General features: G+C 34.8%; 34 protein-coding genes. 32 read left to right on the plus strand and 2 right to left on the minus strand.

Annotated features, from left to right (window positions below):
• Positions 1-32 precede the first annotated feature (32 nt).
• The 3 genes from PQG52_RS09025 to PQG52_RS09035 all read left to right on the plus strand — a co-directional run bounded on the left by PQG52_RS09025 (position 33) and on the right by PQG52_RS09035 (position 1,536).
• Positions 33-506, plus strand: a complete 474-nt coding sequence (locus tag PQG52_RS09025) for a hypothetical protein (protein WP_271829110.1) — start codon at positions 33-35, stop codon at positions 504-506.
• Positions 507-535: 29 nt separating this feature from the next.
• Complete coding sequence (locus tag PQG52_RS09030; RefSeq protein WP_271790578.1) at positions 536-1,069, plus strand: hypothetical protein; 534 nt, start codon at positions 536-538, stop codon at positions 1,067-1,069.
• Between the two features lie 68 nt (positions 1,070-1,137).
• Positions 1,138-1,536, plus strand: coding sequence for a hypothetical protein (locus PQG52_RS09035; protein WP_271829112.1), 399 nt, complete (start codon positions 1,138-1,140; stop codon positions 1,534-1,536).
• Positions 1,537-1,760: 224 nt separating this feature from the next.
• Here PQG52_RS09035 and PQG52_RS09040 read toward each other — a convergent pair whose 3' ends face one another.
• Positions 1,761-2,528 carry an acid phosphatase gene (locus PQG52_RS09040; RefSeq protein ID WP_271829114.1) on the minus strand — a complete coding sequence of 256 codons (768 nt, stop codon included), beginning with the start codon at positions 2,526-2,528 and terminating at the stop codon, positions 1,761-1,763.
• A 401-nt stretch (positions 2,529-2,929) separates the two neighbouring features.
• Here PQG52_RS09040 and PQG52_RS09045 point away from each other — a divergent pair, with 401 nt between their 5' ends.
• The 21 genes from PQG52_RS09045 to PQG52_RS09145 all read left to right on the plus strand — a co-directional run bounded on the left by PQG52_RS09045 (position 2,930) and on the right by PQG52_RS09145 (position 21,843).
• The gene (locus PQG52_RS09045) at positions 2,930-3,910 is read left to right on the plus strand and encodes a GlxA family transcriptional regulator (protein WP_271829115.1); all 981 of its coding nucleotides are present in this window, start codon (positions 2,930-2,932) and stop codon (positions 3,908-3,910) included.
• Between the two features lie 121 nt (positions 3,911-4,031).
• Positions 4,032-5,180, plus strand: coding sequence for a hypothetical protein (locus PQG52_RS09050; RefSeq protein ID WP_271829116.1), 1,149 nt, complete (start codon positions 4,032-4,034; stop codon positions 5,178-5,180).
• 17 nt (positions 5,181-5,197) lie between these two features.
• Positions 5,198-5,512 (plus strand): hypothetical protein, encoded by a 315-nt coding sequence (locus tag PQG52_RS09055; protein ID WP_271829118.1) that lies wholly within the window; start codon positions 5,198-5,200, stop codon positions 5,510-5,512.
• Complete coding sequence (terL, locus tag PQG52_RS09060) at positions 5,460-6,911, plus strand: phage terminase large subunit (RefSeq protein ID WP_271829120.1); 1,452 nt, start codon at positions 5,460-5,462, stop codon at positions 6,909-6,911. Before PQG52_RS09055 ends, terL begins: the two co-directional genes overlap by 53 nt.
• Before the next feature lie 37 nt (positions 6,912-6,948).
• Positions 6,949-8,322 (plus strand): DUF1073 domain-containing protein, encoded by a 1,374-nt coding sequence (locus PQG52_RS09065; protein WP_271829121.1) that lies wholly within the window; start codon positions 6,949-6,951, stop codon positions 8,320-8,322.
• Positions 8,323-8,424: 102 nt separating this feature from the next.
• Positions 8,425-10,974 (plus strand): hypothetical protein, encoded by a 2,550-nt coding sequence (locus tag PQG52_RS09070; protein WP_271829122.1) that lies wholly within the window; start codon positions 8,425-8,427, stop codon positions 10,972-10,974.
• 16 nt (positions 10,975-10,990) lie between these two features.
• Positions 10,991-12,238, plus strand: a complete 1,248-nt coding sequence (locus PQG52_RS09075) for a DUF2213 domain-containing protein (protein ID WP_271829124.1) — start codon at positions 10,991-10,993, stop codon at positions 12,236-12,238.
• A 2-nt stretch (positions 12,239-12,240) separates the two neighbouring features.
• Positions 12,241-12,711 carry a structural cement protein Gp24 gene (locus PQG52_RS09080; protein WP_271829125.1) on the plus strand — a complete coding sequence of 157 codons (471 nt, stop codon included), beginning with the start codon at positions 12,241-12,243 and terminating at the stop codon, positions 12,709-12,711.
• A gap of 12 nt (positions 12,712-12,723) precedes the next feature.
• The gene (locus PQG52_RS09085) at positions 12,724-13,767 is read left to right on the plus strand and encodes a major capsid family protein (protein ID WP_271829126.1); all 1,044 of its coding nucleotides are present in this window, start codon (positions 12,724-12,726) and stop codon (positions 13,765-13,767) included.
• 3 nt (positions 13,768-13,770) lie between these two features.
• A complete protein-coding gene (locus PQG52_RS09090) occupies positions 13,771-14,127 on the plus strand; it encodes a hypothetical protein (protein ID WP_271829127.1) in 357 nt (118 codons plus the stop codon).
• Positions 14,127-14,570, plus strand: a complete 444-nt coding sequence (locus PQG52_RS09095; RefSeq protein ID WP_271829129.1) for a DUF4054 domain-containing protein — start codon at positions 14,127-14,129, stop codon at positions 14,568-14,570. Before PQG52_RS09090 ends, PQG52_RS09095 begins: the two co-directional genes overlap by 1 nt.
• 10 nt (positions 14,571-14,580) lie before the next feature.
• Positions 14,581-15,153: a hypothetical protein gene (locus PQG52_RS09100; RefSeq protein ID WP_271829130.1), complete on the plus strand. Its 573-nt coding sequence runs from the start codon at positions 14,581-14,583 to the stop codon at positions 15,151-15,153.
• A 26-nt stretch (positions 15,154-15,179) separates the two neighbouring features.
• A complete protein-coding gene (locus tag PQG52_RS09105; RefSeq protein WP_271790563.1) occupies positions 15,180-15,974 on the plus strand; it encodes a hypothetical protein in 795 nt (264 codons plus the stop codon).
• Between the two features lie 109 nt (positions 15,975-16,083).
• Positions 16,084-17,031, plus strand: coding sequence for a hypothetical protein (locus PQG52_RS09110; RefSeq protein WP_271829131.1), 948 nt, complete (start codon positions 16,084-16,086; stop codon positions 17,029-17,031).
• A gap of 48 nt (positions 17,032-17,079) precedes the next feature.
• Positions 17,080-17,973 carry a hypothetical protein gene (locus tag PQG52_RS09115; protein WP_271829132.1) on the plus strand — a complete coding sequence of 298 codons (894 nt, stop codon included), beginning with the start codon at positions 17,080-17,082 and terminating at the stop codon, positions 17,971-17,973.
• Between the two features lie 137 nt (positions 17,974-18,110).
• A complete protein-coding gene (locus tag PQG52_RS09120) occupies positions 18,111-18,524 on the plus strand; it encodes a hypothetical protein (RefSeq protein ID WP_271790560.1) in 414 nt (137 codons plus the stop codon).
• A gap of 208 nt (positions 18,525-18,732) precedes the next feature.
• Positions 18,733-19,317, plus strand: a complete 585-nt coding sequence (locus PQG52_RS09125) for a phage neck terminator protein (RefSeq protein ID WP_271829133.1) — start codon at positions 18,733-18,735, stop codon at positions 19,315-19,317.
• A gap of 9 nt (positions 19,318-19,326) precedes the next feature.
• Positions 19,327-19,962, plus strand: a complete 636-nt coding sequence (locus tag PQG52_RS09130) for a transglycosylase SLT domain-containing protein (RefSeq protein ID WP_271829134.1) — start codon at positions 19,327-19,329, stop codon at positions 19,960-19,962.
• Positions 19,959-20,591: a hypothetical protein gene (locus tag PQG52_RS09135; protein ID WP_271829135.1), complete on the plus strand. Its 633-nt coding sequence runs from the start codon at positions 19,959-19,961 to the stop codon at positions 20,589-20,591. The genes PQG52_RS09130 and PQG52_RS09135 overlap by 4 nt, the downstream gene beginning before the upstream one ends.
• Entirely contained in the window at positions 20,592-21,194 is a 603-nt protein-coding gene (locus tag PQG52_RS09140) for a hypothetical protein (RefSeq protein WP_271829136.1), read from the plus strand.
• Positions 21,195-21,291: 97 nt separating this feature from the next.
• Positions 21,292-21,843: a hypothetical protein gene (locus tag PQG52_RS09145; RefSeq protein ID WP_271829137.1), complete on the plus strand. Its 552-nt coding sequence runs from the start codon at positions 21,292-21,294 to the stop codon at positions 21,841-21,843.
• A gap of 76 nt (positions 21,844-21,919) precedes the next feature.
• On the opposite strand, the gene PQG52_RS09150 is transcribed toward PQG52_RS09145, so the two are convergent.
• A complete protein-coding gene (locus PQG52_RS09150) occupies positions 21,920-22,402 on the minus strand; it encodes a hypothetical protein (RefSeq protein WP_271829138.1) in 483 nt (160 codons plus the stop codon).
• 89 nt (positions 22,403-22,491) lie between these two features.
• Here PQG52_RS09150 and PQG52_RS09155 point away from each other — a divergent pair, with 89 nt between their 5' ends.
• The 8 genes from PQG52_RS09155 to PQG52_RS09190 all read left to right on the plus strand — a co-directional run bounded on the left by PQG52_RS09155 (position 22,492) and on the right by PQG52_RS09190 (position 26,927).
• Positions 22,492-22,845: a hypothetical protein gene (locus tag PQG52_RS09155; protein WP_271829139.1), complete on the plus strand. Its 354-nt coding sequence runs from the start codon at positions 22,492-22,494 to the stop codon at positions 22,843-22,845.
• A gap of 134 nt (positions 22,846-22,979) precedes the next feature.
• Positions 22,980-23,183 (plus strand): hypothetical protein, encoded by a 204-nt coding sequence (locus tag PQG52_RS09160; RefSeq protein WP_271829141.1) that lies wholly within the window; start codon positions 22,980-22,982, stop codon positions 23,181-23,183.
• A gap of 249 nt (positions 23,184-23,432) precedes the next feature.
• Positions 23,433-23,666, plus strand: coding sequence for a hypothetical protein (locus tag PQG52_RS09165; RefSeq protein ID WP_271829142.1), 234 nt, complete (start codon positions 23,433-23,435; stop codon positions 23,664-23,666).
• A 39-nt stretch (positions 23,667-23,705) separates the two neighbouring features.
• A complete protein-coding gene (locus PQG52_RS09170; protein WP_456304939.1) occupies positions 23,706-24,017 on the plus strand; it encodes a phage neck terminator protein in 312 nt (103 codons plus the stop codon).
• Positions 24,018-24,256: 239 nt separating this feature from the next.
• Positions 24,257-25,030 carry a LysM peptidoglycan-binding domain-containing protein gene (locus PQG52_RS09175; protein ID WP_271829144.1) on the plus strand — a complete coding sequence of 258 codons (774 nt, stop codon included), beginning with the start codon at positions 24,257-24,259 and terminating at the stop codon, positions 25,028-25,030.
• An 89-nt stretch (positions 25,031-25,119) separates the two neighbouring features.
• Positions 25,120-25,635 (plus strand): phage neck terminator protein, encoded by a 516-nt coding sequence (locus tag PQG52_RS09180; protein ID WP_408869547.1) that lies wholly within the window; start codon positions 25,120-25,122, stop codon positions 25,633-25,635.
• A gap of 12 nt (positions 25,636-25,647) precedes the next feature.
• The gene (locus PQG52_RS09185; protein ID WP_271829147.1) at positions 25,648-26,271 is read left to right on the plus strand and encodes a hypothetical protein; all 624 of its coding nucleotides are present in this window, start codon (positions 25,648-25,650) and stop codon (positions 26,269-26,271) included.
• A 128-nt stretch (positions 26,272-26,399) separates the two neighbouring features.
• Positions 26,400-26,927: a hypothetical protein gene (locus tag PQG52_RS09190; RefSeq protein ID WP_271829148.1), complete on the plus strand. Its 528-nt coding sequence runs from the start codon at positions 26,400-26,402 to the stop codon at positions 26,925-26,927.
• Positions 26,928-26,997 lie beyond the last annotated feature (70 nt).

Genomic DNA, 26,997 nt, shown 5'->3' on the forward strand with positions numbered 1-26,997 from the left:
TGAAAATACACGCGTAAAAATAGGAATGTTTTATGTATTTAATTTCTGAAAACATCAATGATGGATATGTTGAGCATCACCTATTGACGTTACCAGATTGGATTTCTGTTGTTCCAACAACCGAAGAATATGTGCAAAATAAGTTTATAATTGGTTCTACTTCTTCTTTATTTGGAAAAGAGAATGTTCAGCAATATTTGGCAGAGTTAGAGCTGTTGTCACAGACCGTGGTTAATTTTGAAGTTTTTGTTGATTTCTTTAAAATTATTAATTTTGCGATTGCTAATCCTTTGAATAACGAGATTTTTAACCTTAAGGTGAAATCATTATATTCAATTTTTAAGGCCGTTCCTTTGCTATTTTTTAATACAGATACCTGTAGAGAATTGGCAGTTTTAACACCTTTTTTCCCATCTGCTCATGATGTTGAGCGAGTCTTGATAAATCATCGGCAAAAAATCACTCGTAATATAAAGATATTACAAAACATGATTCAACAAAATTAAAGCGTTTTATTATTAAGGAGTAAATTAAATTGACGAATTATACCAAGAAGCAACCACAGATTACGTTTCCAAAAATTGTAAAAAAACAAGGGATGATCGTTCCATATTTACGTGGTGAATATCAAGTCGAGAAACAAGTAGATTCAGATAATCCTAAAAGGGTTACCACTCGTTTACGCCGTAAATCGGTTTATGATGAGATGTTGAACAGAGGATCTATTACCAAAGAACAAAGAGATTATGCGGAAAAATATGCAATTTTATGTGAAAAGGCTTTGGGTCGAACAGGGGATTTATACGCTAAAATGAATTTTATGAGGGACGGAGTGGGATGTTCTTGGGAACCCTCTGCTGCGCAACATGAAGCCTATGAAAAACTTTTTAAACTATGGAATGAAATAGGGCGCTATCATAAAGAAATATTGAATATGATCGTGCTGGGGAATATGAGTACAAAAGACATCTCTCAAGCAATGAAATTGAATTTACATTATACAATGGGACAAGTGCTTTCGACCTTTATTTTACTAGAAGAAGCATTTGAAAATGTGTTTGTGAAATAAATCTTATCATAAAAGATTAAAAATGGTACTCTTTTGGCAGTTTTTTATAGCGAAAAGAAGATATCAAAATGATAAAAAAGACTATAGTGATTTACGTTCTTGGATTATTAATGTCGTTGCCTGTATCTGCTAAAACGTTATATACGGGTAAACCGGAACAAAAACCATTAGAAGTTGCTGTTGCTTTTTTACAGGATAAATTACCCAGTGGGGATGCAGAGGGCAAACAGATTGTAACCTTACAGCAATCTCGTATATATTGCAAAGGTCCGCAATTATGCCCTTTACAAGCAAAGATCGCTTTGACAATTGATGGTTTGGATGACGACAGCATCAAGAAAAAGCGATATGAACTAATTTTACAATTTAATACCAATCAATCTTGGGAAATTATCAAACAAGATATCACCCAAACTTGTCAAAGAGCGCGTGGTCATCAAAATTTTTCCAAAGCCTTATGTCGATAAAATATGTAGTTTGATGGTTGAATAGGGCTTGCATTCTTGTCAAAGTTATGTTAAATTTATTGTACAATGTATTCATTGCGTCTTTATTATAGATGTGAGTTTATAATACATTTTTTTTCAAAAGAAATTTTAATAAAATCTTATTGATGGCGATCATTAATCGCTAAGTATATACTCTTTTAAAAAATAGCCCCATTATTAGAATGATAGTGGGGCTATTCTTGTTATTTCATTTTTCCGATCAGCTCGTTTTTAGATTTTTGAAAATCTTGCATAAATTTTTGGTTAGCATGTAGCCTGGCAACAATGGCTGCACCAATGATACGACCTGCATCAACATCACTTTGCCAATGGACACCGCAAATAACCCGGCTTTGCCCGAAATCATATCCTCTCTGCAAAATTTGATCTTGTTTTTGAGGAAACATTTCTGCAAATACTAAGGCGGTCGACCAACCTATGGCAGTATGACCAGAAGGATAAGATCCATTATGCTTTAGTGTATTATCATCTTGTGGTGAACATGTCTGTGTACGATAATATACATAGGGTCTGATACGTTTATAGTATTTTTTTGCTTTCTCGGTTCCTAAAAAGCCGCTATCGACCATAATATTACGCATTAAACGATAAGTGGCCGGTGTATTTTCTTTGGAAATGGATACACCGAGGACTTTTGAAAACGGTTTCCCAATATTGCTATCGCTAAGATCTGCATCGGATTTGGCAACACTCCATCTGGGAGTATGCGCAAGTCTAGATGCTTGTTTATATGTCTCTTGGTCAGCGAGGAAAGCCGCACTATTTTCCTTTGGAGGTGGTGGAAGTAAAGCGAAACTATTTACTATATCGCTTTCTTTTAAATAAGATGTATAGGATTCATTTGTTTTTTTTTGCAAAACAGATTGTGTTTCTCTTGCGAATATATACGTTGGAATACCCAATATTATACTGCCTGCAAGGAGTGATGCCGTAATTTTGTTGAAAATCATTAAGGAATCCTGTTGATTAATTTAGAATATTACATTTTTTATATAATTTTATAAATATAAACTGATCAAGTCATTTCGAATATGTATGCGTTAAAAAAATATTTTATACCAGTGGAAACATATAAGTGTCATTTGACAAATAGTTTAAAGGTTATTGTCCAGCTTTTTGTATGTATATACAAAAATACGAATGGCAGGTTTTGTGAATAATTTCTTCCTGATCTTATATATAATATTTAGATTTAGTTTGTAGCTTATTTCATCAAACCTGTCTTTGTTCAGGAAAACTGATGATAAATCTTTGTCATATTTTCCTGTTTTCAGCAAAATAAAATAGAACAGTTTTATGGGTTCTATTTATTTAAGTAATCATTCTCACTTATATAATTAAGACGGCAAAAATGAAAAATTTTCAATCAATACATATTGGTATCTTACGTTATCCTGGCGCACAAGAGGCAAGCATATTAGGGTTAAAAGATCTATTTAACATAGCGAACCAATTGGCTCAAAAAGTAGTCGAACAATGTTTGCCTAATGTAAAAGTAAGCATCATTGATTTAGAAGATAAAATTGATTATACGGATATTGCATTTTTAAAATCCTATTATCCGGATAAAGATTTCTCGGCAATTATTATTCCCCCTGATTTACAAGGGGTACCTTCTATTTCAAAGGATGATGTATATATCAAGTTTCTGCAGTGTCATCACCAAAAGGGTACAATTTTAGCCTCTGTTTCCACAGGGGCTTTTTTATTAGGTGAAACAGGATTGTTGGCAAATAGAGTTGTTACCACACATTGGAAATATGCAAATTCTTTACAAAAAGTATTCCCTCAAATTCATTTAAATATCAATCAACTACTAATTGATGACATAGACATTGTCACTGCAAGTGGTGGGCTGAGTTGGGCAGATTTGGGATTATGTTTGATTAAGCGATTGTTAGGTCCAGTTGTAATGGCTGATACGGCTAAAATGTGTTTACTACAACCTACGAGCAGAGAGCAACGACATTATAGTGTTTTTGAGCCGTCTTTTTATCATGGGGATGATGCTATATTAAGAGTTCAACGATGGATTTCAACGACTAAAGTTAGTGATAAAATTACCTTAAACAAATTGTCTGTTGTAGCAAAATTAACCAAACGAACATTGCAAAGACGTTTTGTAAAGGCAACAGGTTTTAATGTGACTGAATATTTACAACGTTTTCGTGTCCATCAATCGCAAGTATTCTTGCAATTTACGCACATGCCAATTCATAAAATTGCTTGTAACGTGGGATATAAGGATGAAGGCGCATTTACCAGAGTGTTTACCAAAATTGTAGGGTTAAAACCAAGTAAGTATCGTTGTATATTTTCAGTTATTGAATGAAGTAATGAAATAAAAAATCTTAGAATAAGATCAGCGTTTATTATTTTAAATGAACTAATGGCGAATATAATGAAAATTATGTTCGCCATTTTTATTTGTAAAACAGAAATGGAAAATAATTATGAAAACATATTATTTTGATGATTATGGGGCGGCATCCAATGGGGCATTTGATTGTACAGCCATATGGAATAAAATTGTAGCAGAGATTAATTTAGCGAGTGCAATTATTGAATTTGGATCAGGCACATATTTATTTAAAAGCAATATTCAATTGAATTTGAATCAAGGACAATATTCAAATAGAAGCCAATCGATCACGATTAAGGGACGGGGCAAAGGCGTGACCAATCTGCTATGGAGTGGTGGTACAAGCTCTGGTCTTAGTATGTCTCATTACGATGGGGCGCAGAGTGAATGTCGTTACAATATACATGATATTAGCTTTATTACAAAAGATACCAACAAAGGCACAGCCATTAAACTAGAGAATAAAAACCCTTATCGATTTGGAGGGGGATATTTATCAATGAGAAATGTTGCAATTAGTGGTCAAAATGGTCAAGCCTCTGGCAGCTATGGATGGGCAGAATGTTTAAACCTGAACACGATTTCATTTAACAACATTATTGATTGTGACTTTATTGGTAATTATCACACAAATACAAATACTAATTCCAGAGGGGTTGTTATTAATAGCAGCATCGGATCGTCCAATCAGACCCTTTCTTCTATTGTAACTAATTTTACAGATTGTAACTTTTTATACCTTTCAGATGGCGTGGCAAATGGTTTAGGAACTCAGGGTTTATCAATTTCTCAATCGAATTTTACAAATTGTAAATATGGTGTTGTTGTGCCAGAGAATGGATATCAAATCAGCATTTCATTGTCTCAATTTGATTGTACAGATTGTGCAGTATTTTTGTCAGGTGGAACGACATGCTTCTTATTTAGTAATAATTTGGTATTTACCGGCCAAAAAAATGGATATGGCATTTGCTGTAATAGTTATGTGGATGGCTATATTATTACAGGTAATCAATTTGAAGGCGCCGGAATAGAAAATAACGTGAATGCGATTGTAATGAATGCATCATCTCCATCGGGGATGAACACAAATATTATTAGCAGTAATATATTTAGGAAATACACAACTGGAATTTTGCTAGCATCTGCATCAAGAGGTTGGAAAGTTTTTGGTAATGTATACGCTTTGACTTCGAATACCGTTTATAATCAAGGTCAAAATAATAGTATTAAGGATTAAATGATAGGTTAAGATGAATGTCTAAAGCAAGTGCTGATATAATGCCATCCACTAAAGTTACTCCAAAAAAGACAGTAAGAAAAGCACCGACTAAATCAATTTCTAAAACACAAAAAACACCTTTAGAGGTTATGATTTTTATCATGAATAAAAGTCTAGAAGAAGAAAATTATGATTTGGCGTTGAATGTAGCTTACAAAGTTGCACCTTATCTTCATGCGAAATTAACAGAGTCAAAATTAGAAGTAACCAATTTAAAGCGTCCAGAGGAGATGAGTGATGAAGAGCTGCAAATCTTTATCGGCGCAAGCAAAGCAGGCAGCCCTTCGTGAGTTAACAAGACGGCAGTCAGCCCGAACGCATTTGATTGATTTTACAATTTATACAAAACAAGATTATTGTGTTGGTTCCCATCATCGTCTTTTATGTGAAAAATTAGAGGCGGTTGAACAAGGTAAAATCACACGTTTAATGGTTTTTATACCACCCAGACATGGGAAGAGTGAATTAACGTCTAAACGTTTTCCTGCGTGGTTTTTGGGGCGTAATCCTACTAAACAAATTATTGCTGCCAGTTACTCTGCAAAATTATCCGATAGTTTTGGCAGGGATGTGCGTAATATTGTTGGTTCTTCTTTGTTTAAAAATATCTTTCCAACGGTTGCTTTATCTTCAGATAGCAAAGCAAAGGATTTATGGGAAACCAATCAAGGAGGTATTTTCCTGTCTGCTGGGGTTGGTGGTTCTATGACGGGTTATGGCGGGGATCTAGCGATCATTGATGACCCAATCAAAGATCGTCAAGACGCAGAAAGTGAAGTTGTCAGAGAAAATATTTGGGATTGGTATAAATCCGTTTTACGTACCAGAATTATGCCAGGTGGTGCGATTATATTGGTTTTGACGCGCTGGCATGTTGATGACCTTGCAGGGCGGTTACTCAATGAAATGGAAAATGGTTCCGGTGAGGCTTGGGATATTTTACACTTGCCAGCAAGGGCGATGGAAAATGATCCTTTAGGTCGATCAGTAAATGAACCTTTATGGGGTCAAGCTTTTGGCGAAAAAGAATTAACACAAATTGAAAAAGCGGTGGGTGAACGGGATTGGATGGCGTTGTATCAAGGCGTTCCGACAGTATTAACAGGCTCATTTTTTAAAACACAACGGGTTTCTATTCTGGATGCTGCGTCGAAAGCAATTAAAATTGTTAGGCGGTGGGATTTTGCCGCCAGCAAAGCTACGGGAAGTTATAATCCTGATTGGACTGTTGGGGTTAAAATGCAGCGTAATGAAGATGGCGGATATACGATCCTTGATGTTGTGCGTTTTCGTGGCCGTCCTGATGAAGTAGAAAAAACCGTAATCGCTGTAGCCAGTCAGGATGGATATGATGTGCATATTGTTTTACCTCAAGACCCTGGTCAAGCAGGGGTTGCTCAGGTGCAATATTACACAAAATTATTGGCTGGATATAAAATTCAGTCCATCAGAGAAACTGGGGATAAAGCAACCCGAGCCGAGCCTTTTGCAGCGCAAATAAATATGGGGAATATTGCATTAATCCGTGCCCCTTGGAACAGAGCATTTTTAGAAGAATTAAGTTGTTTTCCAAAAGGCGGTCATGACGATCAGGTCGATGCAGCATCAGGAGCCTTTGCATTCATAGCTATCAAAAAAGGCTTACCCAAAATGCCGTCTTTTGCAAATTTATTACGTATTTCAAAATAGCCAGTTGTGGTTTTTTAAATAGTCGAGAAAAGAAGTAATGGTAAAAAAAACTAAACTAAGAGAAATTTATATTTCTGAAACCAGAAAAAATAGCCCGATTGATAAACATGATCTTTTTGCACCTTATGAAGTGCCAGATGGAATTGTGGGTGAAAGCGATGAAGATGATCATTCGTTGGTCAGTGACAGTATTTTTACAGATCAGTTTCGTAATTTTAATATAACGAATGATCCGATGACTACTTTGTTCGAAGAGGGGATTGGGTTTCCTGGCTATCCTTATTTGGCGCAACTTTCTTTGCGTGGTGAATATCGTATGGTCGTTGAGACCAGAGCAGAAGAAGCAACAAGGCAATGGATTACAATTAAAAGCCAAGAGAATATTGTCAATTATGATGATAAAATTGCCCAGATTAATGCGGAATTCAAAAGATTGGATGTTCAAGGATTGCTTCGAAAAGCACTTTGTACCGAGGGTTATTTTGGACAATCTTTTTTATATGTTGACTTGCAAACGGCCCTACATGATCCAGAAGAGAAAATGAGTCCTCTTTTTTTAACCCCTAAGAAAATTAAAAAAGGGGAATTAAAAGGATTTAAACTGGTTGATCCAACATGGGTTACGCCTGTTAATTATGATGCTATTGATCCATTTAGTGAAGATTTTTATAAACCTTCTATATGGTGGGTTTTAGGACAACAAATTCATGCATCTCGTATGATTTCAATGGTTTCACAACCTGTGCCTGATATTTTAAAGCCAGCTTATAATTTTGGTGGCGTGCCTTTAGCATTTATGTGCAAACCTTATGTCGATAATTGGTTACGGACACGTCAATCAGTGGCGGATTTAATTAAATCATTCTCTACAATGGTGTTAAAAACGGATTTATCTCAGCTGTTAAGCCCAGGCTGTGAAGAATTAAGCAAACGTGCAGAATTGATGGCGGCATATCGAGATAATCGTGGGTTGCAAATTGTCGATAAAGACAGTGAAGATTTGGCAAATATCGCAACCCCTTTATCGGGTTTAGATAAATTACAAGCACAATCTCAGGAACATTTGGCCTCTATTTCTGGTATTCCTTTGGTGAAACTTCTTGGCATTACACCCTCGGGCTTAAATGCTTCCTCTGATGGGGAAATACGTTGTTTCTATGATAAAATTTCAGCATTACAGCAATCTGTTTTACGTCAACCTATCCAAACGATTTTAAATATTGTGCAACTGCATTTGTTTGGCATTGTTGATCCTAATCTTACCTTTGAATTTAACTCTTTGTGGCAGTTGGACGAGGTTCAACAATCACAAGTTGATGTGAATACAGCAAAGATTCTTGCCGATTATTCAGATATGGGTGCCGTGGATACAAAGAAAATTAAAGAGATAATTAGTCGTAAAAATTTTTAGAATAATCAAAGAATAAATTGATGGTTTGAAGCGCTCCCGAATGGGGGCTTTTTTTATGTCTTTTTATTCATTTTCAAAATAATAATGAATAAGGTTAAAAGAATGAGGCTATTAAATATAGTATTTGCTACAGCCCTGTTTGGGGCTGTTTTTAGTTTGGAGGCAGCTCAAAACGCATCGGCAAATATTGCTGATGATCTTAATGTGAATTATAACAAAATAGTCGAAGATTGTGGTACAGCCAATCGTCCTGCATTTTTATGTTCTGGAAGTTTAATTCGTTTTACATCAACAAATAAAAAATATCATACATGGGATCCAAGCCCGTATTCTATAGGAACTGGTGGTGTTTCTTTTATGTATATTCGTAAAGACATCCCAGTCCAATTGTTTTTTCAAGGTAAAACATCTGGTATTCTTTATTATCCGTCCATGCTAAAGCCATCATCAAAAGGTAGAGCTGAGGTTGCTTGCGCTTTTCCAACGGATGCTTGGACAGGTGGTAGATCTAATAGTGGTTGCGGACGCCCTGATAATAATAATATGTGTCAAGATATGGGCATTAATACAGAGGATGCTTGGTATAAAGATTTTATGTCTAGACCTTATAATCCTCCTGATGTTAGTACTAGATTACAATACCAATGTGCATTTGATATGAGAATTGGCGTACAAAACACAGCAGCAGCGTTTAATGAAAATTTAAAAGCGATTAAAATGCACACAGATATTGGTTATGGCTATAATGAAATTATGATTAAGACACCGCCAACTGATGGTGGTGGGCATGTGATTAGCCCAGAAAAGTTACCAATTCAAGCTTTTTTTTATACAGTACAATATGGGCGGAGTGGTCTTGAAGATGCTCAGTATTTTCAGCGAGATTTTTATAATGTTACAGCCCGTGTAGTTCCTATTGTCAAGGTAAATATTGATGATCCACAGAATATTTCTTTTTCATATAACGAGGAGGACAGAGCTGTTACAATAGCTGAGCAATTAAATTCAAATTTAGTAGATACTGTTGATAATTGCGGATCAGAGACTTCTCCTTCTTATGAGTGCTCTGGTACTTTATTGCGTCAAACATCTTATAAGAGTCGTGTTTGGGATCCAAATGCAGCTTCTATTGAAAAGGGAGGAGAGTCTTTTTTCTATTTGCGTAGAGATATTAAAGTTCGGCGCCTGCTACATTCAGGCAGAAATTCAGGTTTTATTTATTACCCTTTAAAACAGGCTCCGCAAGGAATAAATAATGCTCGTATTACTTGTTCTTTTCCAACAATGGGTTGGTCTGATGGCAGGGGTGACGGTCGTTGTGGCGCATATGCAAGATTTCCACAAACAAGTATTCAGTGCCAACGACAAGGAATTTATACTGCAGAAGATTGGTATAAGAAATTCTCTGATCCGACTATAAATGGAGATGATAAATTTGCAAGTCAATGTGCATTTGATGTTGTTAATTTTCAAGATAATATGGCGACTGCTTTTAGTGAATCTATCAAAGCACATAATATGGCTTATAGTAATAATACCTCTAAAGGAAGTGGCTCTAACGAAGTGATTGTCAGAACCCCTGAAACAGATGGTAATGGTCATGTTATTAATCCAGAAAAGTTGCCTATACAAGCGTTTTTTTATCAAAATGAAACTGGTTTAAATGAGGCACAAGCATATCAGAAAGATTATTATAAAGTTACAGGAAGAATAGTTCCTGTTGTTTATATGAACACAACTAATTTTAATAATATTGTATTTTATTTTATCACTGCGGATCAAGCTGTTAACAAAGGCGCAGATATTGCAAAAGAATTAAACGGTTTTTACAATAAAGTTTTTGATTGTGGAGGCGAAGATAGCCCTACGTTTGCTTGCTCAGGAAATATAATTCGTTTTACGAATTATTCTAAAGATTTCAGGGTTTGGGACCCCAGTCCCCCAGCAGTTGGAAGGAAGGGGGTATCCTTTATGTATATTCGTAAAGACCTTCCTCTTGATAAAGCTTTTAAAAATAATACATCTGGGATAGTTTATTATCCTACACAAAGAATGCCCGTATATAAAGAAGCATCTTCTGTAAGATGCGTATTTCCTGTTGATGGATATAGTGATAGACGATATACGAACGGACAAAATGATGCTTGTGGTACTAATATAAACTATCCGAATGATAGTAAACCTTGTCAAGAACAAGGGATTACTACAGCAGATGCATGGTATAATCATTTTTCTTCTATTCCAGATATAGATAAAAATAGACTCAATCATCAATGTGGTTTTAATTTAATTGATCAGCACGATAAAACATCAGTTTTTCAAGCAGTTCTTGATGGACAAAAAAGACTACAAAAAGAAAGAGGTGGTGCGAATTATAATGAATTGGTCTTAACAATACCTGCATACAAAGCTGTCAATACAGTTAATGGCATATCATATCAAATCGAGAATCCTAAAGTTTTACCAATAGAAGCCTTTTTCTATACGAATGAAAGTGGTTTGACGGAAGCTCGTGGATACCAACAAGATTATCATGACACGGTTGGTGTTGATGTGCCAATTGTAAAGTTTGACCTTGATATCACAACAGGTCAAGTCGCGTATAGCTATAATAAAACAGATCAAACTGATGTGTATAATCAAAGCAACTAATTAAAAAAATAATTCAATGACATTAAAAAACAGAACGTTGGTTTTTGATGCGCAGTCTATGCGTTTCGAAGACTGGAACGGGCATTTGCGCGTGCATAATACGAATTTAACCAAAGCAAATGTCTGTGAATATTATGGTGTTGAGATCAATAACCATAAACAATATGGGTTAGACCCCAATAAAAAATATCGTTTTTTACGTTCGCCCGACGCTTTGGAAAAAGCGGTGGGCTCTTTTAAAGAGCGACCTATTCTTTACGTTCATAAAGCAGCAGATGCGCATCGTTTGGATAACTCCAAAGTTATTGGAACGACGGGTTCAGATCCTGCGTTTTCTTATCCATATATTCAATCTTCTATCACCATTTGGGATGGGGATTATATTGAGGCAATTAAGAATAATACGCAGGCTGAATTATCGGCATCTTATGCATTTACCCCGATTATGGATAAAGGTGAATTTGAAGGGGAATCTTATGACGGGATTATGACAGAAATTTATGTCGATCACGTCGCATTAGTGGCAGAAGGACGGGCAGGTCCAGATGTTAGAGTTTCAGATGAAAGGTTGAATAACACAATGCCAAAACTTAATGATACAGGGCTGCAACTTACGACAGCTTTGGCAAATTTATTAGGCAATACGGGGCTTAATCGCAGTGATGTCGAGGATGCAGTGGCCGTTGCCAGTGGCACAAGACGGAAAAATCTTGGCAAAATTTTACAAGCCATTTTATCGAATAACATGACAGCAGCAGATTGTGATTGTGTCAAAGATGATCAAATCGATGCTGCGGTAAATCGTGTGATGGACGAAGGCGAAGACTATATCGGCGACGAAGAACCTGTAGACACGGTTTCAGCACAAGATGAAGATGGATCAGAGTTGGATGTATCGGATTGTGATCGTTTGAGTAAGAAAAATCCAAAAAAACGCGTCCAAGCATTTGATGCAGCCTCTTTGGAACGTTCAATTGAAAAGAAATTGACAGCCAAAGCAAAGCAAGCCCAAGAAGCACGCCAATTGGTGAAACCTTTGGTGGGTGAATGGGCAATCAGCGAAGATGATGGCGAGGAAATCTTGCGCAGTGCGCTTGTAGAAATTACAGGTGAAGCACCGCCGGCTTCTATGGGATATGCTGGATTAAAATATGCGATTGATTTGGTTTTAATGCACAAATCTCAAGGCAGAGCAAGCGATAGTAAAAGAATGCAAAAAGGTGATTTGCAACGTTTTGGTGCAACACGGTTACGGAGTATTTAAGAATGTCTTTTCAAAATAAAGTAAATTTAGAGCCAGCAAAAGGTTGGCATGGTGATTTTGCTTCTACTAATGTCAGAGTATCTTTGCTAGGGGACGGTTGTTTCCAAGCGGGTGCAAATGGTGTGCAAGCAGGATCTTTTGTTTGGGTGGATGAAGCAACCCAAACCGTTGTAAATACAGGTGAAGGTGTCCCTGCTGGGTTTGTTGGTCGTGAAATAACGGGTGTGCCAGCACAATATTTAGAAGAAGCCTCCATGAATATCCCAGAAGGATTCATGGTGACTGTTTACGAAAAAGGTGAGTTTTTGGTTGCTTTGCCAGAAGGTAAGGATGAAGTCAAACGTGGCGATACTGTTTTCGTAGATGTTTCAACAGGTGCGGTTACTGTAAAGGGTAATATTCTTCCAACAACCTATAAATATGTATCAAGCGCCAAAGGTGGCGATTTGGTAGCTATTTCAGCGTGGATCTAAGGAATTATTTAAATGTCTATTCAAACAAAATCATGGGCTCGTGACAGAGCTATTTTAGCAAGCGAATTTGGGATCCATTTACCCAATGTTGTGGAATATAATACGAACGCGAGAGTAGGTGATAGTGCATTCACTCCTATCACTGCTGGCAATAATGCTATCCCTTCACAATTTACCACCTATATTGATCCCCAGATCATTGATGTATTAATTGCCCCTTTAAAAGCTGCACAGATTTATGGTGAAGCCAAAAAAGGCGATTGGCTACATGATACCATGATGTTTACGGTTGTTGAACCTGCGGGTGATGTGGCAGCTTATGGCGATTTCCACCAAGCTGGTTATAGCCGTATGAATACGAATTTCCCACAACGTCAACAGTTCCTGGTGCAGGCATTTGCAGAATGGGGCGATCGTGAAGTTGGTCGTGCAGGTCTTGCCAATATTGATTTGCCATCTCGTAAACGTTTGGCAGCAGCTTTGTTGTTAAATCATTGGCAAAACCAAAGTTATTTCTTTGGGGTAGCAAATTTACAAAATTACGGTGCATTGAACGATCCTAATTTATTGCCAGCGATTGCACCAAAAACTAAAGCAGCCTCAGGTACAACTTGGGAAAAAGCAACAGCAATGGAAATCTATGAAGATATCCAAGAGCTATATCGTGAGCTACAAAGCCAAACCAAAGGTGTGGTCAGTTTAGATAGCGCTGTGGATATGGATAGCCCATTGAAATTGGTTGTTTCCAATAATGTGCAAGCTTATTTATTAAAAACCAATGAATACGGTATTTCTGTTCTTGATTTATTGAAAAAGAACTTTCCTAATTTGGTTCAAATGAGCGCACCACAGCTTTCTTTGGAAGGTGGTGAATTGGTACAATTATTCGTCGAAAATTATCAAGGGATTGATACATTTACCTGTGCGTTCTCTGAAAAATTACGTAGCCATGGTGTGGTGCGTGAAAGTTCTTCGATGAAAGAAAAATTAACACAAGGCTCTTGGGGAACCATTTTAACACGTCCTGTATTAGTCGCACAAATGATTGGGGTTTAAAGAATGAGTGATGATATTTTGGTCGCGTGCAAATTACCGCACGGGATGTATTTAGACGTTGGGAAACAGCGTGTAAAATTAAACGGAGTTATGCAAAGTGGGCGCATCGAAGCGCCTTTTTTTATGGCTCCTTCTAACAGTGTCGGATTAACCAAAGTTCCTCGTGATTTTTGGGAAGCATGGATCAAAGATCATCAAGAATTCGAACCTGTTAAAAAAGGTCTAATTTTTGCATCTGATAAAAAGAAGCGTCTGTTAGACGAAGCAGATGAAAAATCAGAGCTAAAAAGTGGTTTAGAACGGATTGATCCTTCTAAATTGCCTAAGACTTTGGAACAAGTGAAAGCAGGACAAATTTAATGAGTGAACGATCCGATATAACGGATCGGGAAGTCGTATTTGAGTGGTCGGAATGGGCTGCAAGTTTTCCAGAACTTGAAAGCTTTTTCCGACCTTTTAATGTGCAAAAAATTGCCGAACGTGCGGCAATATATTTCAACCCCAGCAGCAAAGGGGTTGTTTGCTGTGCAAAAGAGCGTCGTATTTTATTGAATCTATTGGTTTCTCATTTGGTTTTATTGCAAAAGAAAACCGCCGATGGGGATCAATTAATGGGGCCTGTTTCCTCTGTATCAGAGGGCAGTGTCTCTTTGTCAGTAGATACAAAAGGCAGTATTGGTAAAATTGATCCATGGTTGTCTCAGACCCGCTATGGTCAAGAATTTTGGGCGCTCAGCAAAAAATATCGCAGCACATTGTACATCCGACCTATTCCCGATCCAAGACTAAGAATTTTTCCATAAGGAACAAGTGATGGCTGATATTAAGGTAAAAACAACAAAAAATAAATCTGCTCCAAGTAAAAAAACGGTTAAAATTCAAAAACTCAAAGCATCAGATAAAGTTTCTGCTGCCGCAGAAGAGATAATGGATGATGAAGACGATGCTCAATTTGATGAAGGGCAGTGTTTATTACGTTCAGTATTAAATATAACCAAAAATTGTCACGTCCAAGAAGATGAAGATCAAGAAAATACAAAGGATAATGATAGTTTTGAACCTGTTGATCGTGTCATTTCATCTGAAATTCATCATAGAATTTTTGATAATGAAAATTCTGGACAAACAATAGAAGAAGATCAACGAAACTATGTCGTTGTTGGATGTCGCTTTCCAAATGGTGTTGTCATTTCTCTAGGGAAAAGCAAAGTCCTATTACGTGGAATCAATGATATGTCGATTAATGAAAAAGAAGCAACTTATGAGAATGTTGGTTTTACCAGAATTACCAGATCATTATGGAACAAATTCCTTAAAACACACGCAAATTGGCCGCCGTTATCTAAAGGTTCGGTTTTTGTCGTGAATAATAACGTAATTAAATAGAATAATTTTAGAAATTAGGAGACAATATGACAGTTAACGATTATCAAAGTCAAGGTGTAATGACACTAAATACACCGGTAAGTTATAGTATTAACAAGCTGTTAGGTGGAAGTACAATTCTTGGCGGAAATAACTATACCGCTTTTTTCATTAATTATGATGAAAAGAACGTAGTACAAAGCACTGTACAGAAAGCAACAAACGCAACAATACATGGTGTTTCTAATACTAACCTTCAGATAGTTCAAGGAAGCGGTAATACAATTTATGCAGATCGTGATCTAACGTTTTTGAATGGAACAGGAAAAACTTATGCTGAAGTTAATGGTGCATCATCAATTTTTTGTAGTAACGGATTGGATTTAACCCTTGATGCTTTTGGTGCTAATAGCTTGATTGTTGGCGATAAAGGCAGCTATATGGTTAATGCTTCTAAATCGACAGCTGATATTTCAGTTTATGCTTATCCAAATAATGATGTGTTGTCATCATTATGGATGTTTTCAGGTGATGGCAACACGATTTTTGCTGCAGGAACAGGGATGTCTGTGTTCTCTGGTAGTAATGCTTCTAATAATAGCTTTGTGTTTACTAAGTCTTCTGTTGCGGGAGGTAAAACTATTATTTTAAATTTTGATCATAATCCAAAAAATAAAATTGTTATGTATCACTATAGTTTAGATCAAAATAGTTTAAAAGAAATTTTGAATAACGCATATAATCTGAATAACAACGCCATTATTGAATTAGAAAATCATACAATTATTTTAGCAGGCATCTTGGTCAAAGATATCAATAGTGCTCAATTCGAATATGCTTAACATATATTAAAAACTCAATAACTTAGAGAAACTAATAAATATAAAAAAACTCTATTTTAAACGAGTTATCTACTTATATTTCATTTAAAAATTTAAGGATAAACACGCCATGAAATTCCTTCGTGAAATTTCATTGATGGCTGTTATTATATCTGCAATTAGTATTGGAAGCGCTGATTTGGCAGATGCCAATGTTGCGCAAGATTTAACAGCTAACTATAATAAAATTGTAAAAAATTGTGGGTCAAGTGATCAACCAGCCTATTTATGTTCAGGAAATTTAATTCGCTTTACGACGAACAACCATGATTATCTACCATGGGAGGCACCTCCAACTGCATATAAAAATGAAAATGGTGTCTCTTTTATGTTTACGCGTCGTGATATAAAGAACCGTCTTAGTTTTAACGGTCAGTATTTTGGCGTTATTTATTATCCCCCCTTAATTAGACCTCAGGGGAAATTACAAGCCAAATTTTCATGTGTATTTCCTATTGATGCAGATACCAATGAACGGATAAAAGGTTGCGGGGTTAACGCACCTGATAGTAAAGTGCACGGCAGTGAAAGTGATAATTGTCAAGATCAAGGAATTTATACTGCACAGGCATGGTATCAACATTTTATTTCCGTTCCCAAAGCTGTTGACGGAGCAAATTGGACAAGAGGGATTCATCAATGTGGATTTAATGTTGCAGAAGGTACAGAAAATAGAGCTGACATTTTCAATGAAATGTTAAAAAGTCGTGATTTAGCTGTATCTGAAGGTATAGTTGAAGGTGATACATTTATGTATTACAACGAAATGATTATGAAATTATGGCCAGCGGACAGCAACGGTCATATCAGTAATGCACAAGATCTTCCTATACAAGCATTTTTCTATACAACGGATTCAAATGGTAATTCTGGATTGGAAGATGCTCGTTTTTTTCAAAAAAGATATTATGATTTAAATAATCATATCGTTATTCCAATTGTAAAATTGTATCAAGATAGTTCATTCAAAAAAGTTAGTTATAGTTACAATATAGCGGAACAGAGTTTAACTAAATAACTATTTACATATAAGTATTTTTTATTAAAAATTTAAGGATACCATCATATGAAATTTCTTCGCGTAATTTCATTAATGGCTGTTATTGTGTCTGCGGCTGGGTTTGTCAAGCAAGCAGATGCTAATGTTGCACAGGATTTAACAGCTAATTATAATAAAATTGTCAAAAATTGTGGCGCAAGTGATAAACCTGCTTATTTATGTTCAGGAAATTTAATTCGTTTTACCAGTGCTTCTACGAGTTACCATGTTTGGGACCCAAGCTATCAATCTTATACGAAAAAAGGCATTCCTTTTATGTATATAAGACGGGACATTCCAATTGATAAAGCTTTTCAAAACAAAACTTTGGGGTTGATTTATTATCCTTCAATGATTGTTCCAAAAGGAAAAATAGGCGATGAGGCAAGATGTTTGTTTCCTGTAGATGGCTGGACAGATGGTAGAATATTAAGATGTGGCGAGCATTCTACATATCCAACCGCCAGTAAAGCTTGTCAAGATCAAGGAATTGATACAGCAACATCATGGATTAATCATTTCACCTCTATCCCTGATAATGGTTCTGATCGCTTGCGTCATCAATGCGGTTTTGATTTATCAAATGTCAGAACAAATACAGCTAATATATTTAATGAAGCATTAAAAGCTCAACAATCACTGCAAGCTATTAGAGGGAGTTATAGTTATAATGAGTTATTAATTAATGTGGCACCTTTAACAGTGAATAACTTGGTCGCAGAACCTGCAAAGCTTCCTATTCAAACATTCTTTTACATGGTGAACGATCAAGGTCAAAGTGGCCTTGATGATGCACGTTATTATCAAAGAGATTATTATACACAAACAGGGTTGATTGTTCCAATTGTTAAAGCAACTCTAGATATTAAAACAGGAAAAATGACTTATTCCTATAGTGATTCCGATCAATTGATTAAATAGCGTTTCTATACGCTAATGAATAAAAAAGCTGTAAATTTCTTATGGTTTGAAATTTACAGCCTTTCATCTTGTTTAAAAAACGAGGACAGGTTTTTTTAATAAGATGTAGTAATGCACAGAATAAAAGGAAAACGATCATGAAAATTCATGAGTTAGTCAGAGGAATGATTGGGGTTGTGAATCCCAACATTATGGGGTCTTTGTATCGATCCAAAGGATATGAGTTAGAAGGAACTCAACAAAAGCCGATTTACGAAGACCCCATTCAAGTTGAATTGCAAATTCAGTCCGTGCCAGGGGATAAATTAACCCATTCTCACTTTTTAAACCAACAAGGCGAACGTAAAGTCGTTTATGTGAACGGCCAAGCATTTGGCATTGATCGTGTGCGTGGAGCTGGTGGCGACTTATTGGAATTTTACGGCAGACGCTGGTTGGTTGTACAACGCTTGGAAGCATGGGAGAACTCTGATTGGTGCAAAGTAGCTGTCGTTGCTCAATTGGATAAACCAGAAGATGACGATGCTGTGCTGGAAGATTATGTGGAGTAATTTGTTCAATGGCACAATATAGAGAAAAGAAACCGTCTTATTTTGCAAAAAAACATCTGCGAATAGTAAGTTCACTCCAAAAGAATTGTAACAATAAAAGGGAACAACTTAGGCGGAGGGCTTGGTAATTGGCAAAACGATATTGATTATGCAGTATATGATTGCTTTTTAATATCTTAACAATCAATCTAGGAAAGTAGATGAATAAATGACTGAAAAGAAAATTCCTGTAAAAGTAACAGCAAAAGCTCCTAAAGATAAAGAATTCCCAGAGCCTAAAAAATTAACTTACAAAGAAATGTATAATTTAGTTGCTAAATTTTTACAAAAAGCTATACCGATTAAAGGGGCTAAATTAAAGATTATTAATAGCTTACAAAATCGCACCGCAACACCCAAAGCGCCTTATATTACGCTGCATATTATTGATGATAATCAAATGTCGACGCCAGAAACACGATATACGGATAAATATAAAATTACGTGGTCTCGTACTGAGATGACAATCAGAATGAATTTTGTAGGTGGAGGAAATATTGCGGCTCTTGAAATGGCTAAAGCTTTTACTATTCGGTTTAATGATGCCTGGGCAACTGAACAATTTTCAGAATATAGCGATATTTTCTTTCCACTGTATAGTGAGGATATTGAAATTAAAGAATTTGTAATTAACGCTGAAGATCAATATGAAGATTCATGTTCAGTAGTTGCTTATTTTGAATATCATCCAGAGTTTGGCGTTTGTGCCAATAGTGCCAAAGAAATTGTGATGGGTGTTGGTATCGTTGATTAGGAGAGTAATATGCCCACACATCAACATAAAAAACATGCAAGTAAACCTCATCAGAAACAGAAAAAAGCATTTGCAAAACAAACAAAAGCTTTTGCTAAGCCACAAAAGTCTCATGCAAAACAAAGTAAATCTGCAACAAAAACTGTTATACCTCCAACGCTTACACTCGCACGTTTACAAGAGATCAGAAAGCTAGTAGAAGTAAATAACAAATCAAAACAAAGTACAGAAATGGTTATTTGTCAAATTTATAAAGAATCAAGTTTTAATAAAAATGCAACTAATTCAAAAACTTCCGCAAGAGGATTAATGCAATTATTAATTTTTCCTATTCAACAAATTTTTCAAAATCGTTATGAAAAAAATTTGGGTCATCCAATATGGGATGCTAAAGAATTAAAGAAAGTACATAAACAAGGAAAGGCTTTTCATGATTCAGCGCAGATATTTGACGAAGCAACAAATATTCAATATGGGACCGAATACTTACAATATTGTATAGATTTAAAAGGTTCTATAAGTGCTGGATATCAAAAATATCGAGGTCCAGAAGAATTTGATTATTATAGTAAAATTCAAGCATGTGCGGTAAAGTTAAAAAATAATCCCAATTCAATACAATCTTTAATTGATATGAATAAATGAAAAAGACAATTTATTTTATTACTCTTCTTTTTTGTATTATTATTTTTAATACACATACAGCATTTGCTCACTTAAAATCACGATATCATACAGTTCTTTCTTGTAAAATGATTAATGGCGATAAAGTAATATTAAAAGATTTGAAGCCTATTGGTAATTACCCATATCTTGAAATTGATGGAAAAGAATATTTGGCGAATGGTGATAAACCATATCTTGAAATACAAGGAAAAACATCATTAGCATTTGATAAAGATGTTACTTATGGCGAATGGACTGGTCTGATTCTTAAGCAGTGTATTCGACACACATTAGTTGTTGTTATGGGATTTGGCTCTCCTTATCCAAGAGGGCTAGCAATCCGACAAAATCCTATTACACATAAATATGAACGTATAGATTTTGGACAAAAAAGCTTACCAACGGCATTATATTTTAAAAATAATGAGTGGGGTGTCATTCTACCGAATATTGAAAATGGATATTACGTAGGTAAAAAATACTTAGTTCATTTTTATAAATCTGGAAAAAATATATCAGGAAAACAAGATCATATAAAAGGCACGAATAGTTTTCCTGTTCCCAAAAAGGATTTAGTTTATATTCCTCTACCTAAAGAATATCAATAAATGAAACGTTTATTCTATTATATTACCATTCTTTTATTTATTGTGAATTTAACTGAAAACAACTCTTTCGCTAACTCAAGACAGCAGTATCATTCGGTTCTTTCTTGTAAAATGACAAGTGGTAATCAAATTACATTAAAAGTGTTGCATATTACAGATAATAAAGATTATTTTTCAAATGGTGATAAACCTTTTTTTGAGATAAATAGAAAAATAAATTTAGCTTTTACAAATTCTATTCGCGATGATTTTGTCGGAGAAATCTATTTTGCTCAATGTATTAAGGAGACTTTGATTTTTGCAATGGGGCAGGTCTCACCTTATCTTTCAGGGATAGCTATCCGACAAAATCCTATTACGCATCAATATGAACGGTTATATTTTGCAGAAAAAGCACTACCACATTGGCTTTATTTTAAAAATAATGAATGGGGTGTTATTATACCAAATATTGGGTATGAAACAGATAAAAAATATCTAGTGTATACTTTTAAATCTGGGAAAAATCAGCCAGAGTTGCAACAAAAGATGATTCCTATGAATCATTTTCCTGTTCCCAAAAAAGACTTAATCCGTATCCTGTTACCCAAAGGCATGCAATAAATCAATTCTATTATTCAACAAAACAGATAAAAAAATTAAACGACCCATTGGAGGTCGTTTTTTTATGTTTTAACCAATAATTATATAAGAAAAAAAAATGAATACAAAAAATAATTCATCACAACTCAAGGTCAAAACTCCTAAAAACGGAGATTTGCCAGAGTTAAAACTATTAGATTATAGTGAAATGTATGATTTTGTCGCAAAATTTATACAGAAAGTCATTTTAATCAAAGATGTTGATCTAACGATTGCGAACAGGACAAGTATAAGAGTTTCTATTCCTAAACGCCCCTTTATCTTATTATGTATCGAAGATATTTATGATTTACCAGAATTAAAGACTTACATCGTGGATCATCAGGAAATCTCGCTGATTCAATCAGAAGTCATGATGAATATACTCTTTTTCGGGAATGAACAAATAAGCTCAATAGAGCTGGCTGAAGCTTTCCAGGCCAGATTTAATAAAGGTTGGGCGACTGAACAATTTGCGCAATATAGCAAAGCGTTTATTCCGCTTTATAGCAATAACTTACGGGTGAAACCTTTTTGCTTGGGTATAACAGATCAATTGGAAGATAGATGTTCCGTAGACGCTTATTTTGAACTTCATCCTGAAATTGTTGAACATAGCGATAACGAATAAGCTGACCTCATGCAATGGTTCTTTAAATTAATTTTTTTATAATAATTTGAGATGTTTTGATGGTTTTCATGTTGGTTTATTTTTTAATAAAACTCTGTTCTAAATATTTTCTTAATCGTTGTTTCTTTAATCCGAGTTTATATAAAAGTGAAAAACGATCGTAACCTTGTTCATACACGGTTAATGCAATTTTCGGGATATCTTTGCGGCGAGTTTTAAATTCAATAGTTGTGTCTTTTATATGAATAGGGAACTGTTCGGTGCTAGCCAACATATCTGGATAAGAGACTTGATCTATGATCTTGTTTTTTTGGATATCAAGTAAATAAACAAATAAGATCATCGGTTGGTAAGGATCCATACAGTAATTCGTGGTGTCGTCCTCCACAAATAAAAGATAAAAGTGTTTATGTTTCACACATAATAAAAGATTGTCTCTGTCAATCATTATACTTGTATCTGTATCATGAATATAAATGGTGCTTGTTGCATAGTCCGAATTGTTGGATGATTGCATTACTTTTAAGTGAACTTCTTGACTGTTGGAAATAATATGCATTCGACTACGTAAAATATAAATAATATATCATTAAGGAGGAAATAATGGATCCAATGGATAAAGTTAGTTAAGGCGTATCTGCTGGTGCTTTGGCTTTTTTAGAAAATCTTGTAGGTGGTTTGGATAGAATATCCGATATGTCGGGATGGGGAGATTATGGTGGATTTTCTCCTCCTACTGGAGAGCTGAGCTATATGTCAAGAAGTTGGTCGGAGCAGGGGCGTTTTGTAAAAGCTATAACAAATTTAAGAAAAGATGATTCCATTAGAAAAATGATTGACATTATTTTAGAGGATGGTTTGGAATTTATTTTCGGCTATTCTAAATTACCTTTGGCAGCTCAAGAGAAAATATTACAAGATCTTACTAATATGCTTATAAACAAAACAATACATAGTGCTATAAAATTTGCAACAAAATGGCAGTTAAAAAAATGCTTGTAGATATGATTACAGGGGTTGTTATCAGTCAAGTTATGGTCACCGTAAAAACTTATGAAACGAAGAAATCTCCCAAGTGGAAAACAACGATTGCTGTTACAGCTATATAGGTCGAAGGTATAATAGAGAAAGCAGCGATGGTATCTCGTACGTTAAAAATAAAGGATCCAGTCCTTTGGCAAAAACTTTACAATCGAAACTATGATATGTTATATTTTTTAATTGAAAAACCATTAAGAGATTTTATGAGTGTTAAATATAAAACAGCGAAACGAGGCGTGCAAGAGATGGGTTGTGACCAACAGTTAGAGTTGTATAAAGATGCTCTCAATAATATGTAAAAAGGTTGCTACTTTTTTTCGGCGTTTTGCCTTATGTACGTTAGATACTGTATTTTTTAACATTACAGTTATTTTGTTTTTTGGAACATTTATTTTCTGTGATGGTGTTATGAAAATTATTGGTCCGATTATATCTGTTGGAATCGGATATCTTTTAAAGAAATTATCAGATTATTTATTTTCTATATACAATGATTATTAATTAATAATATTCGTATAAAACTATTATAATTTTTGGAATTTACAATTATGTCAAATCAAAATGAACCTGGCAGCCAAGTGCTTGCACAGGCAATACCCGATGATTCTTTTCCAGATTTGGAAACAGTGGATCATGATTATTTATATATTATTCTTGCAAATTTTATTCATAAAGCTGTTCCAATCAAGGGAAGTGAGCTAACCATTATTAATGGTTTTAATAACAGAGTGGCATCACCAGAAGCCCCTTTTATAATTTTACAAATTTTACAAGAACAATAACTATCTTCCAATGAAACGCGTTATACAAATACGCATAAAATTGTTAAAAATATTTCGCAAGTTATTATACAAATACAATTTTATGGAAATAAAGCGATTAGAGCATCAAAAATGGCCAAAGCGTTCTCTTTACGATTTAATGATAGCTGGGCAACCGAACAATTTGCACAATATGGACAGGTATTTTTTCCGTTATATTGCGATGATATCAAAAGTCAGCCTTTTATGGATATGGAAGATCAATATGCTGATTTTTATACGGTAACCGCCTATTTTGAATATCATCCCGAGGTCGGAATGTGCCAAGACAGTGCTAAAGAGTTACAGATGCAAACAAAACCAGCCTCTTAGGTTGGTTGCTGTTTATGTTTTTTTAAATAATCTGAATTAATTTTTAAAATTACCAATCATAGGCTTGCTTCTTTTGTATAAAGATGATATATTAACTCTATAATGGTTTTACTGTGTTTATTTCATAAATCCATCTATTCAGAGCAAGGTCTTTAAACTTGGTTAACAAGTCGATAAAGGCCTTTTTTATTGCGCTGTTGATAAATCTTTTATCGTTTTATAACTAAAAGAGGCTGGACATGTCTTATGATGGCATGCCTGCTGCATGTCATATTCATTGTTCAGATCGTTTTTCCCAAACGAATGAAATGCGAAATCAGTATGATGCTGATATTCGTCAAATTGTTGATACATTTAATCACTATCTTAAAAAGAAATATCCAACGTCCAATTATCATGATCTTGATTGGCGATTGGTCAAAGCAATCATATGGACAGAAAGTGGGCATAAAAATTCTGCATGGCGTTTACGCCCTATGCAAATTGGGAATAATGGTGATGCTGGGTTAAAGGCGGTATTACATATCAAGAAAACTCGGTTAAAAAATGGAAAATTACATATTCAAAGTGAGGGAGCAGAGTTGATTATTCCCCCTGAATATAAACCTAATTTAACCGTGAACAATAAACATAAAATACGACAAAACCCACAGTTAAATATTCAAGCTGGAGTGACTTATTTATTAATGCGCCATGCGAAATTTGGTTATAAAACGGTCGTTAATGATGATGTTGAACATATGATTACTGTCAAAGCAGGGGATAGTTTGAATAAAATTGCGTTGTCTCACCACACGACTATTGGAGTGCTTAAACAATTAAATCCAGAAATAAATCAGCACCATTTACATACTGGAATGCAATTAAAATATAAAAAAGCAACAGTCAAAAAATACATCACAGGATGGCAAGCGATTAATTTTTCAAGTGTAGCAAAGAAATATAATGCCAAAGGGGATCGCAATTATCAATATAAACTGCGCTATGCTTATGCTTCGATAAATAAAGAATGAGGGGTCATTGATGAAAAAATGAAAAACAAATAAACGGTCAGGTTGTAGCCTATGGAACAGAAGATGATGATTTTCCAGAATTAGAAACGATTGATCAAGAAGAATTATATAATCTTATTGCTCAATTTATACGTAAAGCGATACCGATTAAAGGTGAAAAATTATCTATTGTGAATGGATTAAGCAATAGGGTATCTCCACCTCAAACGCCTTATATTTTATTACAATCTTCAAGAGAAGGAACGCTTTCGTATAGTCAAACAAGATATACTAATCAGCACAAAATTATTCATCAAGTTTGTGAAGTGATTGTTTCAATTGAATTTTATGGCAATCCAACGATCAAATCGCATAAAATGGCCAAAGCATTTGAAATAAGATTTAATGACAGTTGGGCGAGTGAGCAATTTGCACAATATAGCAATATTTTATTTCCATTATACAGTGACGATATGAAAAATATGCCCTATTTGGATGATGATCAACAATATGCTGATTGTTATATTGTTGATGCGCATTTTGAATATCATACAGAAGTTGGAATGTGCCAAGACAGCGCTAAAATGATTGCTATGCAGGTAAATGCTGTTGATAATAAAGAGTAAGGCGGTATTATCATGGCAGGACAAGAAGAAACTTTAAAACCCATTCCACCAAGATTTACCAAAGATAGTTTTCCGTTATTTCCAGAAGAATGTGCCGCTTATACCGAGGTTTTAAATATTACCCCCGTTGAAACGGGTCTAGGTCGCGATGTAGATCGTATTGCAGCTTTTTCCCCTACGATGCAACAACAGCTTAGGGAAGTAAAAGCAAAAGGATGGCAATTTTTGTATAGTGATCGGAGTATAACTGACAATGAACATAGTGTAGTTTTTATCAATAAAAATCTTTATGGTAATGCTGAAGATATTGTAACAGCTTTAGTACATGAACTAGGACATATTTTTCATCCAACAAAAAGCCGACGTGATGTTTTTAATGGAGAAGCATATGCAACAATTAATAATATTAAAATAATAAATAAAATTAATAAAACGGGTTGTTATAAAATAGGCGTTACTGCTGGTAAAAAGACTGCGGTTTTGTATAGTCAAGCTTACGATAAGATGCTAAAAACAGGTAATATACAACAAGCTCTTAAAACGATTGGGCATGTTTACAAGTGTTATGAAACTACGAATATGGGTATTTCTTATGCTGAATATTATCATGCGGATACTAGTGATTGTAAAAAATAAGCTTTACAAAATAAGATTAAATAAATCCTATTTATTTATTTATTTATTTATTTATTTATTTATTCATAATCGCACTACCATTTTATCCAATCGAGCTGCAAGCAACAACAAATCAGTATTATCCTATTTTGAAAAAGACAATACAGATAGATGTTGATCTTGTAAAATTATTAAAGCTTATTCCTAAAAGTTCTAAAATACCAATAGAAAGCTTACAAAAACTTTTCAATAATACGCTTGAGCGTTCTACTACACCCTATATCATTTTTTATAAAGGTGGACCATACCAGACGAAAGATGGTACAATGTTAATGGTCGAAATAAGAAATATATTAACAAAACCTGATGTGGTGGGGATATTGGATATTCGTATAATCAAAGATTCTTGCGTTGCAATTAATACAATTAAAAATCCTTTTCATATGATCTTCTTACCTCCAGATACGTTACATGATGGTGCTCCATTTTATTATGAGGCACCTGTTGACTGGGGGATATTTGCAATTTCGGTAAGCCCTTTTAGAAAAAATTGTATTGATTCAATCGTTATCAGAGGGTTTGGTGATGATAGCGAAAAACAAGGTAAAATTGAAGATCGCAAAGCATCATTAAGAGGTGAGTTTGATGATTTTAAAAAAGCGTTTGGTGTGCAATAAAGATAACACACAGCCATGAAATCCTTTGTGAAAAGCTGTTTTTGATACTGATAAAAGTTTATTGTGCTTA

It is taken from the genome of Commensalibacter communis (genome assembly GCF_947179105.1).
GTDB classification, from domain to species: domain Bacteria; phylum Pseudomonadota; class Alphaproteobacteria; order Acetobacterales; family Acetobacteraceae; genus Commensalibacter; species Commensalibacter communis.